The organism is Agrobacterium tumefaciens, from assembly GCF_005221385.1.
In the GTDB taxonomy this organism is placed as follows: Bacteria; Pseudomonadota; Alphaproteobacteria; order Rhizobiales; family Rhizobiaceae; genus Agrobacterium; species Agrobacterium tomkonis.
Map to the genome: position 1 here is coordinate 1,551,412 of NZ_CP039903.1, position 15,706 is coordinate 1,567,117.

13 protein-coding genes and 1 pseudogene are annotated in these 15,706 nt (G+C 60.2%); 3 read left to right on the top strand and 11 right to left on the bottom strand.

What is annotated here, in order from left to right; all coding sequences use genetic code 11:
- Positions 1-45: 45 nt before the first annotated feature.
- Positions 46-987, top strand: coding sequence for a DMT family transporter (locus tag CFBP6623_RS07750; protein ID WP_046798279.1), 942 nt, complete (start codon positions 46-48; stop codon positions 985-987).
- 44 nt (positions 988-1,031) lie between these two features.
- Here the strand turns inward: CFBP6623_RS07750 and CFBP6623_RS07755 are convergent, their stop codons facing one another.
- The 3 genes from CFBP6623_RS07755 to CFBP6623_RS07765 form a co-directional block, all read right to left on the bottom strand.
- Positions 1,032-1,370 carry a hypothetical protein gene (locus tag CFBP6623_RS07755; protein WP_046798278.1) on the bottom strand — a complete coding sequence of 113 codons (339 nt, stop codon included), beginning with the start codon at positions 1,368-1,370 and terminating at the stop codon, positions 1,032-1,034.
- Between the two features lie 393 nt (positions 1,371-1,763).
- Positions 1,764-5,261, bottom strand: coding sequence for a transcription-repair coupling factor (gene mfd / locus CFBP6623_RS07760; RefSeq protein ID WP_046798277.1), 3,498 nt, complete (start codon positions 5,259-5,261; stop codon positions 1,764-1,766).
- 3 nt (positions 5,262-5,264) lie between these two features.
- The gene (locus tag CFBP6623_RS07765) at positions 5,265-5,576 is read right to left on the bottom strand and encodes a succinate dehydrogenase assembly factor 2 (RefSeq protein WP_046798276.1); all 312 of its coding nucleotides are present in this window, start codon (positions 5,574-5,576) and stop codon (positions 5,265-5,267) included.
- 189 nt (positions 5,577-5,765) lie between these two features.
- Here CFBP6623_RS07765 and recG point away from each other — a divergent pair, with 189 nt between their 5' ends.
- Together recG and CFBP6623_RS07775 are read left to right on the top strand one after the other, a co-directional pair.
- The gene (gene recG / locus CFBP6623_RS07770) at positions 5,766-7,871 is read left to right on the top strand and encodes an ATP-dependent DNA helicase RecG (RefSeq protein ID WP_062653905.1); all 2,106 of its coding nucleotides are present in this window, start codon (positions 5,766-5,768) and stop codon (positions 7,869-7,871) included.
- A 12-nt stretch (positions 7,872-7,883) separates the two neighbouring features.
- The gene (locus CFBP6623_RS07775; protein WP_046798274.1) at positions 7,884-8,156 is read left to right on the top strand and encodes a hypothetical protein; all 273 of its coding nucleotides are present in this window, start codon (positions 7,884-7,886) and stop codon (positions 8,154-8,156) included.
- A 25-nt stretch (positions 8,157-8,181) separates the two neighbouring features.
- On the opposite strand, the pseudogene CFBP6623_RS07780 reads toward CFBP6623_RS07775, so the two are convergent.
- From CFBP6623_RS07780 to CFBP6623_RS07815, 8 genes and pseudogenes are all read right to left on the bottom strand, one after another.
- Positions 8,182-8,474, bottom strand: a pseudogene (locus tag CFBP6623_RS07780) (type II toxin-antitoxin system RelE/ParE family toxin).
- The gene (locus CFBP6623_RS07785; RefSeq protein ID WP_046798273.1) at positions 8,471-8,716 is read right to left on the bottom strand and encodes a CopG family ribbon-helix-helix protein; all 246 of its coding nucleotides are present in this window, start codon (positions 8,714-8,716) and stop codon (positions 8,471-8,473) included. Before CFBP6623_RS07785 ends, CFBP6623_RS07780 begins: the two are co-directional and overlap by 4 nt.
- Positions 8,717-8,833: 117 nt before the next feature.
- Positions 8,834-9,502, bottom strand: a complete 669-nt coding sequence (locus CFBP6623_RS07790) for a DUF502 domain-containing protein (protein WP_046798272.1) — start codon at positions 9,500-9,502, stop codon at positions 8,834-8,836.
- 13 nt (positions 9,503-9,515) lie between these two features.
- The gene (locus CFBP6623_RS07795; RefSeq protein WP_046798271.1) at positions 9,516-10,019 is read right to left on the bottom strand and encodes a GNAT family N-acetyltransferase; all 504 of its coding nucleotides are present in this window, start codon (positions 10,017-10,019) and stop codon (positions 9,516-9,518) included.
- Positions 10,016-11,842: a glutamine--fructose-6-phosphate transaminase (isomerizing) gene (gene glmS / locus CFBP6623_RS07800; RefSeq protein WP_046798270.1), complete on the bottom strand. Its 1,827-nt coding sequence runs from the start codon at positions 11,840-11,842 to the stop codon at positions 10,016-10,018. Before glmS ends, CFBP6623_RS07795 begins: the two co-directional genes overlap by 4 nt.
- A 102-nt stretch (positions 11,843-11,944) precedes the next feature.
- On the bottom strand, positions 11,945-13,306 hold the full coding sequence (gene glmU, locus CFBP6623_RS07805; protein WP_046798269.1) for a bifunctional UDP-N-acetylglucosamine diphosphorylase/glucosamine-1-phosphate N-acetyltransferase GlmU: 1,362 nt from the start codon (positions 13,304-13,306) through the stop codon (positions 11,945-11,947).
- A 212-nt stretch (positions 13,307-13,518) separates the two neighbouring features.
- Entirely contained in the window at positions 13,519-14,253 is a 735-nt protein-coding gene (locus CFBP6623_RS07810) for a FadR/GntR family transcriptional regulator (RefSeq protein WP_046798268.1), read from the bottom strand.
- A 311-nt stretch (positions 14,254-14,564) separates the two neighbouring features.
- The gene (locus CFBP6623_RS07815; RefSeq protein WP_046798267.1) at positions 14,565-15,638 is read right to left on the bottom strand and encodes a BMP family ABC transporter substrate-binding protein; all 1,074 of its coding nucleotides are present in this window, start codon (positions 15,636-15,638) and stop codon (positions 14,565-14,567) included.
- Positions 15,639-15,706: the final 68 nt, after the last annotated feature.

Below are 15,706 nucleotides of genomic sequence, written 5' to 3' on the forward strand. Positions count from 1 at the left end.
ACCACCGGCAGCTTACCCTAACCGATAAACTGTTGGTGTTTTCCCGTGTCGGACCAGACCCTGAAAGGCATTCTGCTTGCCTTTGCCGCCTTCGCTGCCTACGCATGGAGCGACGCGAGCGTTAAACTCATAGAAGGCCAGATTTCGCCGATCGAATCGGCCTTCTTCGGCGCCGTCTTCGGCCTCGCCGCCCTGCCCTTCATCCGCAAGCGTAACGACCGCTGGGCGGATGTCATCAAGACGACGAACCGCCCGCTCTGGCTCATCCGCTTTTTTGCCTCCGGCATCGGCGCGGTCGGCAGCGTCACCGCCTTCACGCACCTCTCCATGGCTGAAGCCTTTGCCTTGATCTTCCTGCTTCCTTCCTTCGTCACCATCATGTCGGTGGTATTTTTGAAGGAACAGGTCGGCATCAAGCGCTGGTCGGCAGTCATTATCGGTTTCATCGGCGTGCTGATCATTCTCAGACCAGGTTTCCGCGAGCTGGGCATCGGCCATCTGGGCGCCATCCTCGGTGGCTTGAGCGGCGCGCTGTCCATCGTCATCTTCCGCGCCATGGGGCCCTCCGAAAAGAATGTGTCGCTGTACGGCGCGGGCGTGCTGGGCTGTCTGGCGATCAGTGGCTTTGCCATGATCCCCACCTTCGTGCCGCCCAGCGGTCAGCAATGGCTGCTTCTGGCCGGTTACGGCCTGTTTGCCGCCGTCGGCAACGTGCTGGTCATGTATGCCGCCCGTTATGCGCCCGCCGCCATGATCGGCCCGACGCAATATAGCCAGATGCTCTGGGCGATCTTCTTCGGATACCTGATCTTCGGTGACCATATCGATGGCTGGATGCTGGTCGGCATCGCCCTCATCGTTGGTTCCGGAATGCTGACGCTCATCCGTGAAAAGCAGCGAAAAGTGCCGATGCCAGCCTCGATCGCGGCCACCGACCAGAACGTCGCAGTCGGCATCACGCCGGAAGAAGCACCGCGACCGCTTTAGTCCCGGCGCGTTCTTCCATAGCTATTATACTGTTGGCAGCGAACTCAGTCGCAGACCCGTGCGCGATACATGTCGCCCCAGCCATTCTGCCGCCAGACGACGTGGCAGCGCGGATAGGCCGGCTGATAGATCACTGGAGGGCCATAAACCGGCGGGCCGTAAAAAGGCTCGCCATAATAAGGGCCGCCATAAGAATGCCGCGCCCCGGCAATGATGGCGCCGCCGATAATTGCTCCGGCGATACCTGCGGCAATGCCGGCGCCGCCATGTCCGTGTCCGAAATGGCCGCGTGCTTCCGCCTGACTGGTGGTGGCAATTGTGGTGCCCGCAATTGTCAAAGCAATCAGACCTGCGGAGACGAACCTGTTCATCCTGGTCCACATTGTCTTGCTCCTTCGTCTTCCCACTCGCGCATCATATTGGGCGCAGTGCAGGAGATGAAAACAAGACTACGCCCGCCGAAGCTACCGGCGCATGTCCGTTTCATTACATCCCGGTAATGTTTGCAGAGCCTTGAGGTGTTGGCTTTGGGGAGGTTGTCGATTGACAGCGGACGAGGCGTGTGGGGCTTACCCCCTCTGCCCTGCCGGGCATCTCCCCCTCAAGGGGGGAGATCGGCAAGAGGCGCTGCCGTCACTTCATTCTCAAGCGCCGAGATGAGCAAGACCTTGCCGCAGATCGATCTCCCCCCTTGAGGGGGAGATGCCCGGCAGGACAGAGGGGGGTAAGCCCCACGCACCCTCAATCCGTTGTGAATGCCCGCCGAAGGCTCACATCTAGGACCGCGCCAATTCCGCCAGCTGCGTCATGATCATCGCCGCACCCGCCAGACGCTTTTCCGGCGTCGGCAGATCGCGCGTCAGGAACAGGCTGTGGTCGGGCCGGATTTTCGCCATGGAGCCTTGCTTGCCAATATAGGCGACGAGTGCCGCCGGGTTCGGGAATTCCTTATGACGGAATTGCAGCACCACGCCCTTCGGCCCGGCATCCACCTTCTCGACATTGGCAACGCGGCAGAGCGACTTGATGTAAACGATCTTGAGGAGATGCTGCACCTCTTTCGGCAGCGGGCCGAAACGGTCGATCATTTCCGCGCCGAAACCGTCGATCTCGCTGATATCGGCAAGCTCGCCGAGACGGCGGTAGAGACCCATGCGCAGATGCAGATCCGGCACATAGTCTTCCGGGATCATCACGGAGGTGCCAACAGAGATTTGCGGCGACCAGCCGCTGTCGCGCACCTCTTCGTCACCCTTCACCTCGGCGACAGCTTCTTCCAGCATCTGCTGGTAAAGTTCAAAACCGACTTCCTTGATATGCCCGGACTGTTCCTCGCCAAGCAGATTGCCCGCGCCGCGAATATCCAGATCGTGGCTCGCCAGCTGGAAACCGGCGCCGAGCGTATCCAGCGATTGCAGCACCTTCAGCCGCCGCTCCGCCATCGTCGTCAGCACCTTGTTGACCGGCAGGGTGAACAGCGCAAAGGCGCGCACCTTGGAACGGCCGACACGGCCGCGCAGCTGATAAAGCTGGGCGAGACCGAACATATCGGCGCGATGCACGATCAGCGTGTTGGCGGTCGGCACATCGAGACCGGATTCGACGATGGTGGTCGACAGCAGCACGTCGTATTTGCCGTCATAGAAGGCGTTCATGATGTCTTCGAGTTCGCCCGCTGCCATCTGGCCATGCGCAACCGCCACTTTCAGCTCCGGCACATCCGATTGCAGGAAAGCATGAATATCGGCGAGATCGGCAAGGCGCGGGCAGACATAGAAACTCTGACCGCCGCGATAATGCTCGCGCATCAGCGTTTCGCGGATCACCAGCGGATCGAAAGGTGAAATGAAGGTGCGCACCGCCATGCGGTCCACCGGCGGCGTGGTGATGAGCGAGAGTTCACGCACACCCGTCATGGCCAGTTGCAGCGTGCGCGGAATTGGCGTGGCCGACAGCGTCAGAACGTGGACGTCGCTTTTCAGCTCCTTCAGCCGTTCCTTGTGCTTGACGCCAAAATGCTGCTCCTCATCGATGATGAGCAGGCCGAGATTGGCGAAGCTTATTCCAGCGCCAAGCAGCGCGTGCGTGCCGACGACGATATCCGTCTTGCCGTCTGCCACTTCCTTTTTTGTCAGCGTCAGTTCCTTGGAGCCGACGAGACGCGAAGCCTGCTGCACCCGGATAGGCAACCCACGGAAACGTTCAGAGAAGGTGCGGAAATGCTGGCGGGAAAGCAGCGTGGTCGGCACCACCACCGCCACCTGCACGCCGTTCATGGCAGCGAGGAAGGCGGCGCGCAACGCCACTTCGGTCTTGCCGAAACCGACATCGCCGCAGATGAGGCGGTCCATCGGCCGGCCAGCACCGAGATCTTCACGCACCGCCTCAATGGCATTCAGCTGGTCCTCGGTCTCGTCATAGGGGAAACGGGCGGCAAATTCATCGTAAAGCCCGTCCGGCGCAACCAGCGCCGGCGCGTGGCGCACCAACCGAGCCGCCGCAATGCGGATAAGCTCATCGGCCATGTCGAGCAGGCGCTTCTTGAGCTTGGCCTTGCGCATCTGCCATGCGCCGCCGCCCAGCTTGTCGAGCGTCGCTTCCGCTGCGTCAGAGCCGTAACGGGAAAGAAGATCGATGTTTTCGACCGGCAGGAACAGCTTGGCATCATCGGCATAGTGCAGTTCGAGGCAGGCGCGCGGGGCACCCGCTGCCTCGATGGTCTGCAAGCCGACGAAGCGGCCGATACCATGTTCGGCGTGGACGACAAGCGAACCCTCGTCCAGACCGGCCACTTCGGAGATGAAATCCGCGCCGCGCTTGCGGCGCTTGGAGCGCCGCACCATGCGGTCGCCGAGAATATCCTGCTCGCCGATGACGGCCAGCGTTCCGGTCTCGAAGCCGGCTTCAAGGCTCAGCACCGCTGCTGCCGCCTCTCCCTTGCCGAGCTTTTCCACCTCTTTCAGCGATGTTACCGGCTTGATGTTTTCAAGCCCGTGTTCGTTGAGCACCTGCAACAGCCGGTCGAGCGAGCCTTCCGACCAGCCCGTGATCAGCACCTTCCAGCCCTTGGCGCGGCGATCCGCAATATGCTTCACCGCCAGATCGAAAACATTGACCCGCTCTTCGCTCTCGCCTTCGCTTAATGGCCGCGCCCAGCGGGGGCCGACATGGGCATCGAGCGTCGCGACCGGGCGGCCTTCGCTGTCATGTTCGTTGAAGGGCGTCAGGCGCACCGCGTTGACGCCGGCAAGCATCGCATCGAAGCTCTTGCCGTCGAGATAAAGCTGTCCGGGCGAAACGGGCTTATAGGGCGCGCCCTGCGTCGAACCCTTGGTTTCGCCAGAGGCCCGGCGAGCTTCGTAATAATCAAGCACCAGCTTGGAGCGCTCTTTCGCCGCCTCCTTCGCCGTGTGATCGGTGACGATACGAAAACCCTTCAAGTAGTCGAAGGCGGTCTCCAGCTGCTCGTAAAACAGCGGCAGCCAGTGCTCCATGCCTGCGTAACGGCGGCCCTCGGACACGGCTTGGTAAAGCGCATCATCGCGGGTCGCAGCGCCAAACAGCGACAGGTAATTCTTGCGGAACCGGCCGATCGTATCCGGCGTCAGCGTCACTTCGCTCATCGGGTTGAGATCAAGCGAACGCGCCTGGGCAATGGTGCGCTGGCTGGCCGGATCGAAGGTGCGAATGCTTTCCAGCGTATCGCCGAAGAAATCGAGCCGCACCGGCTCTTCCGTGCCGGGAACGAAAACATCGAGAATGCCGCCGCGCACGGCAAATTCGCCCACTTCGCGTACCGTCGCCACCCGGTCGAAACCGTTGCGCTCCAGCCGCGCGGCAATCTCTTCCATGCGGATCTGGTTGCCGGGCTTGGCCGAAAAGCCGAGGCTTTCGATAATGTCGCGCGGCGCCATCTTCTGCAGCATGGCGTTGACGGTAACAAGCACGATGGCCGGATGCGGCTTCTTCGCATGGCTGATGAGGCCGGAGAGCGCAGCCAACCTGCGCGCCGAAGTGTCGGCGCTCGGTGACACGCGATCATAGGGCAAACAGTCCCAGGCCGGCAGCGTCATGACCGGAATATCCGGCGCGACGAAACCGAGGATCTGTTCGAGATCGGCGACCCGCTGGCCATCCGACATCACGTAAGCCACCGATGTGCCCGCCCGCGCCATATCTGCAAGCAGCAGGGCTTCCATGCCGGAAGGCACATTTCCGATGGTCAGCGGCGTATCTGCCGACGTCACCAGCTTTGCATCGAATCCGGCTATCATGTTTCAGGCTTTCAGGGTTTCGGCTGTGACGAGATCGAAATCGGGACGATAGGAAGCGATCTTCTCAAACAGCGGCGTCTGGAACTTTTCCGGTATGGCAAGCGCGCCCGTCACCATCTTGACGAGGTCGTTATCCTCTTCATCCATGATGATTTCCAGCTCATCGAGCTGGTCTTCGGAAAGTCCGGCAATATTGTCTTCCGCGAATTGCCCGAGCACCAGATCCATCTCGCGAATGCCCCGGTGCCAGCAGCGGTAAAGGATCCGCCGGCGTCTCGGATCGAGGTCGGCACTTGTGCGCACCAGTCCAGTCATCGCATTCACCTTTCGGTTGGCTATTCAACAGGATGTTGACTGCGACCTCCTATAGAACAGGAGGCGAACGCTTGGGAACCGGTTTTTATCGAAATAATGCCGCAGTAGTGAAAATCTGCCGGTGATAACCCGCCTTTGTCCGCCCCCAAGTCTTGCATAACGCGTCCCCTTCCCCGATTTTGCTGACCCATGCGCCCGGCCATTCTCGATCCGCTGTTTGCCTCCGTCTCCACCCTTGCGGGTGTGGGGCCGAAGCTTGCCGATCTTCTTGCCAAGCTCTTGAACCGGGAAAGCGCGGACGACACCCGTGTCATCGATCTTCTGTTCCATGCGCCGTCAAATGTCATCGACCGCCGCAACCGCCCCGGCATTGCGCTGGCGGCTCCCGGCGTCATTGTCACCATTCAGGGACGCGTCGACCGCCACCAGCCACCGCCATCGGGCAACCGTTCCGCACCCTACCGGGTTTTCCTGCATGACGAGACCGGCGAACTGGCGCTGACCTTCTTCCGCGCCAAGGGCGACTGGCTGTCCAAAGCCCTGCCTGTCGATGAAGAGGTTCTCGTCAGTGGCAAGGTGGACTGGTTCAACGGCCGCGCCTCCATGGTGCATCCGGATTTCATGGTGAAGCTGTCCGAGGCCGAGAACCTGCCGCTGGTGGAAGCGGTCTATCCCATGACTGCCGGGCTGTCTGCCAAGGTGCTGCGCAAGGCAATCGAAGCTGGGCTTTCAAAACTGCCCGCCTTTCCCGAATGGATGGACGAAACGCTCAAAACCCGGCAGGGTTTTGGCGATGTGGCATCGAGCTTCCGCGAGCTGCACGATCCGCGCGACAGCGCCGATATCGAGCCGCAGGCACCGGCGCGCCGGCGGCTTGCCTATGATGAATTCCTCGCCGGGCAATTGTCCTTGGCGCTGGTGCGCCAGCGGCTGCGCAAGGTGGCGGGCCAGCCGATCCGCGCCAAAGGTGACGTTGCCGCAAAAATTCTGTCGCAGCTGCCCTTCTCGCTGACGGCAAGCCAGAGTGCTGCGGTGAAGGATATTTTGACCGATATGGCCGGCGAAGACCGTATGCTGCGGCTGCTGCAGGGCGATGTCGGCGCGGGCAAGACGCTGGTGGCGCTGATGGCCATGGCAACGGCGGTGGAGGCTGGTGGACAGGCGGTGCTGATGGCCCCGACCGAAATCCTTGCACGCCAGCACTATGCCACCATCTCCAAACTCGCTCTCGCAGCAGGCATCACCGTCGAAGTGCTGACAGGCCGTACCAAGGGCAAGGAGCGTCGCGAGATCGAGGAGCGCGTCGCCTCCGGCGAAGCGCAGATCGTCATCGGCACGCATGCACTGTTTCAGGACAGCGTCGCTTACAAGAACCTCGTGCTTGCCGTGGTGGATGAACAGCACCGTTTCGGCGTGCACCAGCGCCTGCGCCTCACCGCCAAGGGCATCACGCCGCACATGCTGGTCATGACCGCCACGCCCATTCCGCGCACACTTGTCCTGGCAGCCTTCGGCGACATGGATGTGTCGAAACTCACAGAAAAACCCGCCGGTCGCAAGCCAATCCAGACCGTTACGATCCCAACCGAACGGATCGGCGATATTGTCGAGCGACTGCGTTCAGCGCTGAAGGATGGCAAGAAGGCCTACTGGATCTGCCCGCTGGTGGAGGAAACGGAAGAATCCGACCTGATGTCGGCGGAAGAGCGCCATGCGGTTCTCTCGCAGATGCTCGGCGCCAATATAGGTCTTATCCATGGCCGCATGAGCGGCCCGGAAAAAGACGCCGCCATGCTCGCTTTCAAGAGCGGTGAAACCCGGCTGCTGGTGGCAACGACGGTGGTGGAAGTCGGCGTCGACGTACCGGATGCGACAATCATGGTCATCGAACACGCCGAACGTTTCGGCCTCGCCCAGCTTCACCAGCTGCGCGGCCGGGTTGGACGCGGCGACGAGGCCTCCACCTGTATCCTGCTCTATAAAGGACCGCTCAGCGAAAATGGCCGCGCCCGGCTTTCCATCCTGCGCGACAGCGAGGACGGCTTCCTGATCGCGGAAGAGGATCTGAAGCTGCGTGGTGAAGGCGAGCTGCTCGGCACCCGCCAGTCCGGCACGCCCGGTTTCCGTATCGCCAGCCTCGAGGCCCATGCCGACCTGTTGGAAATCGCCCGCAAGGACGCAGCCTATGTCATCGAGCGCGATCCCGAACTGACAGGCCCGCGCGGCGAAAGCCTGCGCACCCTGCTCTATCTGCACCGCCGCGACGAAGCGATCCGCTTCCTGCACGCCGGCTGAAAGTGAACCGCCATGAACATGATCGACCCACGCCGCCCGCCACCCGCCTTCCGCAAAGGTTATGCACTGTGCTCGCCGCAGAATATCCTGCAACCCGAGACATTTGCGAAGAGCGAGAAAAAGGCGATCGGCAAGGCCTTCAAGAAACCCGGCCGCAAGAAAGCGTGGAGCCAGGCGCTGGAAGAAGGCTGGAGCGTGCGGCTGGTCTATATGCGGCTTTTCGTTCCCGTGTTTCACGCCACAACGACGGGCACAGAGGTTGATGATCTGGATGACGAGGATTGACCATGAAGTCTGAGGGACTGTTTGGCTAAAGCGCCGAAGGCCACCGCTGCGATGTGTGGATAATCGTCAAAACTTCGATATCCCGGCCAACGCGATAGGCAATGATGTAGGAAATGTCGGAAAGCACGGCTTCCCGCGTTCCCTTGATCCGCCCCCCACCCGTCCCATAGCAGGCTGATCAAGCAACATATCGACTGCCGAGACAAGGCGGGAAATCACACGGGCCGCAGCGGCTGGATTGTCCGTTTCGATATGCGCACCGATTTCATCGAGCCGTCGCAACGCCTGCAACGTCCATCGAATTTTTCGACCGCTCATGACGACCGCGTAGACCTGACGTATTTCCCGACGATGTTTGCCAGTTCTTCCGGCGTCCCGAACTCGCCGCGATCGGCCTCCGCCAATCCTGCCTCGATCTCGGCAAGCTGCCACTCTTCGCGGGCGACAAAGTCCTCAATCGCCCGCGCCGCCATGTAGGACCGTGAGCGATCGAGCTTTTCTGCCAGCTGATCAAGCTTGACAGCCACCTCGTCCGGCAGGCGTACTGTAAACGCGGTCATGGTTGCAGCCTATTTCGGTTCACTGTGATTATTGGTGAACCACATTGGTTCGTCAACCGCGCGACATTTCACCCCTGAGTGACAATGGAGCAAGGGATCGTATAGGCGCGAATATCATCAAACCGGCGCAATCATCTTCGGCGGCGTGAAATCCGGCGCCACCAGACCGCCTGATATCAGCAGTTTCGCCGCATCTTCCGGCGTCATGTCCAACATCACGATCTTGTCTTTCGGCACGAACAGCAGGAAACCCGCCGTCGGTACCGGGGTCGGCGGCAGGAAGACGGCGACCATCTCCTGGCCCATCTCGTTGAACCGGTGGGCAAGCTCGCCCTTGGCATCAGAGGCAACGAAGACCATCGCCCAGGTTCCGGGGGATGGAAACTCGATCAGGCCGACCTTCTTGAAGGAGTTCGCATGCTCCTTCAGAACGGATTCGAACAGCTGTTTGATGCTCTTGTAGATCGGCCGCACCAGCGGCATGCGATTGAGAATGGATTCGCCGACGCCGACGATCCATTTGCCGATGAGGTTATTACCGAGAAAACCGATGAGTGTGATGCCAACGACGGCGATCAGCAGCCCGAAGCCGGGGATCGCCACATCGAAATATTGCTCTGGATCATAACGGGCGGGAATATAGGGTTTAACCCAACTATCCGCCCATTGCAGGAAGCTCCACACCAGCCACATGGTGATGGTGACGGGCGCGAGAATGAGAACGCCCGTGAGGAAGCTGTTGCGCAGACGGGCTGCGAAGGATATTTTTACTGGAATTTCAGTCATTTACCGTTCGGAATTAAGCGTTGTCGCCATCGAAACCCGGATGAAAACCGACAATGCCGGATGGAGTTCCGCCATGCAAGCGAAGAACTGTGAAATATTCGTCAGGAATCCCTTCCGCATTCACCCCTTCGACATGGCGAAAACCGAAGCGGCCATAATAGTCCGGATCACCTGCCACGACGCACCCTGAAGCATTCAGACGCTCCAGAACGGCAAGCCCGTCCCGCACCAGCCTTGAACCGACACCCTGCCCCTGTCGCTCCGGTATCACGGAAAGCGGCGCGAGGCAGAACCAGCCGGCCTCGCCGCTGGTGAGCGTCACCGGCGAAAAACCGACATGGCCGATGATGCCTTCACTATCCTCGGCCACCAGGGAAACGGTGAGCGCACCCGCCTTGCGCAGCCGCTCGACGATCAAATGTTCGGTCTTGTCGCTGTAATCGACGTTACGGAAGGCATCTTCCGTAACGCGGGCAATCGCACCTTCATCATCCTGCCGTTCCGGCCGGATGATCATTCCACCGTCACCGATTTCGCCAGATTGCGTGGCTGGTCCACATCCGTGCCCATGAAGACGGCCGTGTGGTAGGCAAGCAGCTGGATCGGCAGCGAGAAGACCATCGGCGCGATCAGTTCGTCCACATCAGGCAGCGTGATCGTCGCCATGGTGTCGAGCGTGGAAGCGGCAGCCCCCTTCTCATCGGTGATGAAGATGATACGACCGCCGCGAGCTGCGACTTCCTGCATGTTCGACACGGTCTTTTCGAAGAAGCGGTCATGCGGCGCAATGACGATAACAGGCATGTTCTCGTCAATCAGCGCAATTGGCCCATGCTTCAGCTCACCGGCGGCATAACCTTCGGCGTGGATATAGGAGATTTCCTTGAGCTTCAGTGCGCCTTCCAGTGCCAGCGGGAAGCTGGTGCCGCGGCCGAGATAAAGCACATCCTTGAAACGCGACAGATCGCGCGACAGCGCCTCGATCTGCGGCTGAATGCTGTTGAGAACCTTGCTCATGATGCGCGGCATCTCGGTCAGATGGCGAACCAGTTCGGTTTCCTGCTGGGGCGTGATCGTGCCGCGCGCCTTGCCGGCGGCAACGGCCAGTGAAGCGAGCACGGCAAGCTGGCAGGTGAAGGCCTTGGTGGAGGCGACGCCGATTTCCGGACCGGCAAGGATCGGGAAGATCGCATCGGATTCGCGCGCCATGGTCGATTCACGCGTATTGACCACCGCGCCGATCTTCAGCCCCTCCTGCTGGCAATAACGCAGGGCCGCCAGCGTATCGGCGGTTTCGCCTGACTGCGAAATGAACAGGGCCGCCTGCGTGGGAACAAGCGGGATCTCGCGGTAGCGGAATTCCGAGGCGACATCGATTTCCACCGGCAGGCGCGCATAACGCTCGAACCAGTATTTGCCGATCAGGCCGGACAGATAGGCCGTGCCGCAGGCGGAAATGGCAAGGCCGGAAAGCTTGGCGAAGTCGATTGCGGTGTCGGCCTGCTTCACGGTCTTGGAAGCGAAATCCACATAATGGCTGAGCGCGTGGGAAATGACTTCCGGCTGCTCGTAGATTTCCTTTTCCATGAAGTGGCGGTGGTTGCCCTTGTCGACCACATAAGCCGTCGCCTGCGAGATTTGTCGCTCACGCTTCACCGGCTTGCCGGAGAAATCGATGATCTCAGCACCCTGCCGGGTCACGATGGCGCAGTCGCCATCCACCAGATAGGTGATCTCGTTGGTGAAGGGCGACAGCGCGATGGCGTCGGAACCAAGGAACATTTCGCCCCGGCCATAACCGACGGCAAGCGGCGGGCCGGAACGTGCCGAAAGCAGCGTGCCGGGATCATCCTGGAACATCACCACCAGCGCATAGGCGCCCGTCACCCGGTTCAGCATCTTCAGCATCGCTTCGCGATGACCAAGGCCTTCGCGGGTATATTTCGCCAGAAGCTGCGCCACCACTTCGGTGTCCGTCTGGGTGGTGAAGGTCGCACCCCCGGCGGTCAGCTCCTCGCGCAGTTCGGCGAAGTTTTCGATGATGCCATTATGGACGACGGCAACGCCTTCGACGAAATGCGGGTGGGCATTGGTTTCGTTCGGCACGCCATGGGTCGCCCAGCGGGTGTGGGCAATACCGACCACGCCCGGCAACGGCTTTTCCGAAACCAGCTTTTCCAGATTGAAGAGCTTGCCTTCCGCCCGGCGGCGGTCCATCGCGCCATTGTCGATGGTGGCGACACCAGCCGAATCATAGCCGCGATATTCGAGACGCTTCAGCGCATCGACAAGCCGTTCAGCAACAGGCTGGGTTCCGACAATTCCGACAATTCCGCACATATATTTCTCCAGACGGCGATCTCTTCGCCGAAACTACTAACCGTTTCCCCGAAATCAGCAATTATCCCGCCGGTCACTTTCGGTATCGCTCGGTAACGTCTTTCAAGAGGCCTTTTTCTTGGCTTCTTTCAGCGCTTTCGCCCGCTCACGCACCACGGTTGCCCGGCCCGGCTTCACTTCCTGACGCGCCCGCCCGAAGGCCAGCGCGTCATCAGGCACGTCATCGGTAATCACGCTGCCGGATGCGATGTAAGCGCCTTCTCCAATCGTCACGGGCGCAACCAGCGACGAGTTGGAGCCAATGAAGCTGTTCGCACCGATCCGCGTTTCAGCCTTGTTGTAACCGTCGTAATTGCAGGTGATGGTGCCCGCACCGATATTGCTGCCGGCGCCGATGAAGGCATCACCGATATAGGTCAGATGGTTGACCTTGGCACCCTCGCCGATCTCGGCCTTCTTGACCTCGCAGAAATTACCGACCTTGGAATTGGCATGCAGGTTCGCGCCCGGACGCAGCCGCGCATAGGGACCGACAGTCGCACCTTCAGCGACATATGCCCCTTCCAGATGCGAGAATGCATGAATGACAGCACCCGGCTCGATCGTCACGCCGGGACCGAACACGACATTCGGCTCGATCAGGGCATCCTGCCCGATCTTCGTATCGAAGGAGAGGAAAACCGTCTCGGGCGCGATCATCGAAACGCCGTCCACCATCAATTCATGGCGGCGGCGCTCCTGCCACAACCTCTCGATAAAAGCCAGTTCGGCACGGTTGTTGCAGCCGACCAGCTCGGTTTCCGGCGCATCGATGGCAACGGCGCGGCGGCCGAGCGAACGGGCGATTTCAACGATGTCGGTGAGGTAATATTCGCCCTTCACATTGCCGTTGCCGATCCGGTCAAGCAGATCAAGCGCATTGCGGCCGTTGATCGCCATCAGGCCGCTATTGCACCAGGTCACCTTGCGCTCTTCGTCGGTTGCGTCCTTTTCCTCGCGGATCGCTACCAGCTCGCCATTCTCGACCAGCAACCGGCCATAACCGGTCGGACGCTCGGTGTGGAAGCCGATCACGGCCACATCGGCACCGGCGGCAATCGCCTCGCGCGCCCGATCGAGCGTCGCGGAAGTGATGAGCGGCACGTCGCCATAAGCGACGATCAGGTCGTCGAAACCGCGTTCGATGGCTGAGCGTGCGGCAAGAACCGCATGGCCGGTGCCCTTACGTTCCGTCTGCAGGAAAGCTTCAACCTGAACATCCCTAAGGTTCGCGGCCGCGGCGACATTATCCGCATCACGCCCGACCACCAGCGCCACCGCGCCGACACCCGATCCAGCCACAGCCTCCACCACATGCGCAATCATCGGTCGCCCGGCAACCGTGTGCAGCACCTTGGATTTCGACGACTTCATGCGCGTGCTGTCGCCCGCAGCGAGAATAACGGCTAGAGAGCTGCGCTCCATAAGACCTCCAACACCCCGTTACCGGCCGCAGGGCAGCCGGGACAGTGGCATATGCTTGACTTTACGCCAGCCGGTTGAACAGACAGGCGCTTCGGTAATTGCGTTCCGGCATTGCTATAACGGCGGCCCACTTAAGAAACCATGCAAACCCGCACCAAATTTCCGCACCGATTTTCATCAAACGTGATCAGCGGCGGGATGAGGTGATTTATTCAGAGCGGGTGACGGGCAGTGAATTGCAAGATTTGCTGGCGACCATTTTCAATCAGCCTGCCCATTTCGCGGCGCGCCGCGGCCTCATCACGCAGGCGAAACGCTTCGACCAGCCTTAAATGAGAGGCAGACACATCGGAAATCTCGTTGGGATCGGCTTCCGGGTTGCTCATCCGGAAAATGCCCGCCAGCGCCGCCTTGATCAGCGAACCGACGGTGCGCATGAACGGGTTGCCAGACATTTCGGTGATGAGCACATGGAAATTCATATCCGCCAGCGCCCGTTTTTCCTTGGAATAGGCTGTGTTGCCCATCTCGTTGGCGTAAGCGGCGAGCTTGGCGATATCGGCATCTTTTGCCCTGAGAGCGGCAAGCCCCGCGCCATAGGGTTCGAAAGCCTGACGGATATCATAGAGATGCAGCAGGAACTCGTCGCTGACGCCCGCCTCGAAGTGCCAGAGAAGCACTTCGCTATCGAACATGTTCCAGCTTTCGCGCTCCGTCACCCGGGTGCCGATGCGTGCCTTGGGGGAAATCATGCCCTTGGCGGTCAGCGTCTTCATCGCTTCGCGCAGCACCGTGCGCGATACTTTCAGCCGCTCCATAAGCTCGGCATCGCCCGGCAGGATGTCACCCGTCTTGAAGGTGCCGGAGACGATATCGAGCCCGAGCTTGTGAACGACCTGTGCATGATTTGTCCGCAGCTTTCGAAAACCGATCGCCGCATCGAGCATTCCGCGCTGCAAGTGCCATGTCCTTCCGTTCGGTTGGCGACCTTAAAAAATCGCGCCAGACGTGTGTATCTCAAGTCAGATTATAGTGAAAAACATCAAGTTGCATGAAAAGCAAAGGCAAACTGCATCCCCGGCGTAAAACATATGAAAGTAACAAAGACCGCGCATGAATTTCATGCGCGGCCGAACCTTGATAAGGGTTAGCCTCTCCCGCGTCATCCTCGCCCTTGAGGCGAGGATCCATGGACCGTCAAAGGCGTGGATCCTCGGGTCAAGCCCGAGGATGACGTTCAGTTTGGCGAAATCACCGATTATTGCGGCAGCTTGTCGTCCACGCCGGCAACATAGAAGTTGAGGCCGAGCAGAACCTTGTCCTCAGCCTTTTCACCAGCCTTCAGCCATTCCGAGCCGTCCTGCTTCTTCACCGGGCCGGTGAAGGGATGCAGCTCGCCCGACTTGATCTTGGCTTCGGTTTCCTCAGCCATCTTCTTCACGTCGTCAGGCATGTTGGTGTAGGGCGCCATGGTCAGGATGCCATCCTTCAGGCCGTCCCAAACGGATTCGGACTTCCACGTTCCATCGAGAAGAGCCTGCGTGCGCTTGATGTAATAAGCACCCCAGGTGTCCTTGATGGCGGTGAGCTGCGTCTCGGGACCGGCCTTGATCATGTCGGAAGCCTGGCCGAAGGCCTTGATGCCACGCTCAGCTGCAACCTGCATCGGCGCTGTCGTGTCGGTGTGCTGCGTCAGGATGTCGACGCCCTGGTCGATCAGCGCCTTGGCGGCATCGGCTTCCTTGCCGGGGTCGAACCAGGTATTGGCCCATACGACCTTGAGCTTGAAGTCCGGGTTGACCGACTGTGCGCCGAGCACGAAGGCATCAATGCCCATCACCACTTCCGGGATCGGGAAGGAAGCGATGTAACCGGCAAGACCCTTCTTCGACATCTTCGCGGCGATCTGGCCCTGAATGTAACGGCCTTCATAGAAGCGCGAATTGTAGGTCGCGACATTTTCAGCGGTCTTGAAGCCGGTGGCGTGCTCGAACTTCACCTTGGGGAACTTCTGGGCAACCTTCACGGTCGCATCCATGAAGCCGAAGGAGGTGGTGAACACCAGTTCGCAGCCGGAACGGGCCATACGCTCGATGGCGCGTTCGGCATCCGGGCCTTCCGGAACGCTTTCGAGGAACGGCGTTTCGATCTTGTCGCCGAAGTGCTTCTGCAGCTCTTCGCGACCGATTTCATGCGCCTGTGTCCAGCCGCCATCGGTGCGGCTGCCGACATAGATGAAGCAGACCTTCTTGGCGTCGGCGGCTTCAGCCGAGGAAACGACGCCGCCGAGCGCCGCGACGGAAGCGGCAAGTGCGATGACCAGTTTTTTCATTTTTACCCCTGTTGGTTTGGAGACTTGAGGATTGGCTGACTCAGCATCGGATTTTCCGAAAACCGCAT

Bases quoted from the DNA above. Each gene is read 5' to 3' on its own strand.
- CFBP6623_RS07785 (WP_046798273.1), bottom strand. From the start codon at position 8,716: ATGACCGCGTTTACAGTACGCCTGCCGGACGAGGTGGCTGTCAAGCTT.
- glmS (WP_046798270.1), bottom strand. From the start codon at position 11,842: ATGTGCGGAATTGTCGGAATTGTCGGAACCCAGCCTGTTGCTGAACGG.
- recG (WP_062653905.1), top strand. From the start codon at position 5,766: ATGCGCCCGGCCATTCTCGATCCGCTGTTTGCCTCCGTCTCCACCCTT.
- CFBP6623_RS07795 (WP_046798271.1), bottom strand. From the start codon at position 10,019: ATGATCATCCGGCCGGAACGGCAGGATGATGAAGGTGCGATTGCCCGC.
- CFBP6623_RS07815 (WP_046798267.1), bottom strand. From the start codon at position 15,638: ATGAAAAAACTGGTCATCGCACTTGCCGCTTCCGTCGCGGCGCTCGGC.
- CFBP6623_RS07775 (WP_046798274.1), top strand. From the start codon at position 7,884: ATGAACATGATCGACCCACGCCGCCCGCCACCCGCCTTCCGCAAAGGT.
- CFBP6623_RS07755 (WP_046798278.1), bottom strand. From the start codon at position 1,370: ATGTGGACCAGGATGAACAGGTTCGTCTCCGCAGGTCTGATTGCTTTG.
- mfd (WP_046798277.1), bottom strand. From the start codon at position 5,261: ATGATAGCCGGATTCGATGCAAAGCTGGTGACGTCGGCAGATACGCCG.
- CFBP6623_RS07810 (WP_046798268.1), bottom strand. From the start codon at position 14,253: ATGCTCGATGCGGCGATCGGTTTTCGAAAGCTGCGGACAAATCATGCA.
- glmU (WP_046798269.1), bottom strand. From the start codon at position 13,306: ATGGAGCGCAGCTCTCTAGCCGTTATTCTCGCTGCGGGCGACAGCACG.
- CFBP6623_RS07765 (WP_046798276.1), bottom strand. From the start codon at position 5,576: ATGACTGGACTGGTGCGCACAAGTGCCGACCTCGATCCGAGACGCCGG.
- CFBP6623_RS07790 (WP_046798272.1), bottom strand. From the start codon at position 9,502: ATGACTGAAATTCCAGTAAAAATATCCTTCGCAGCCCGTCTGCGCAAC.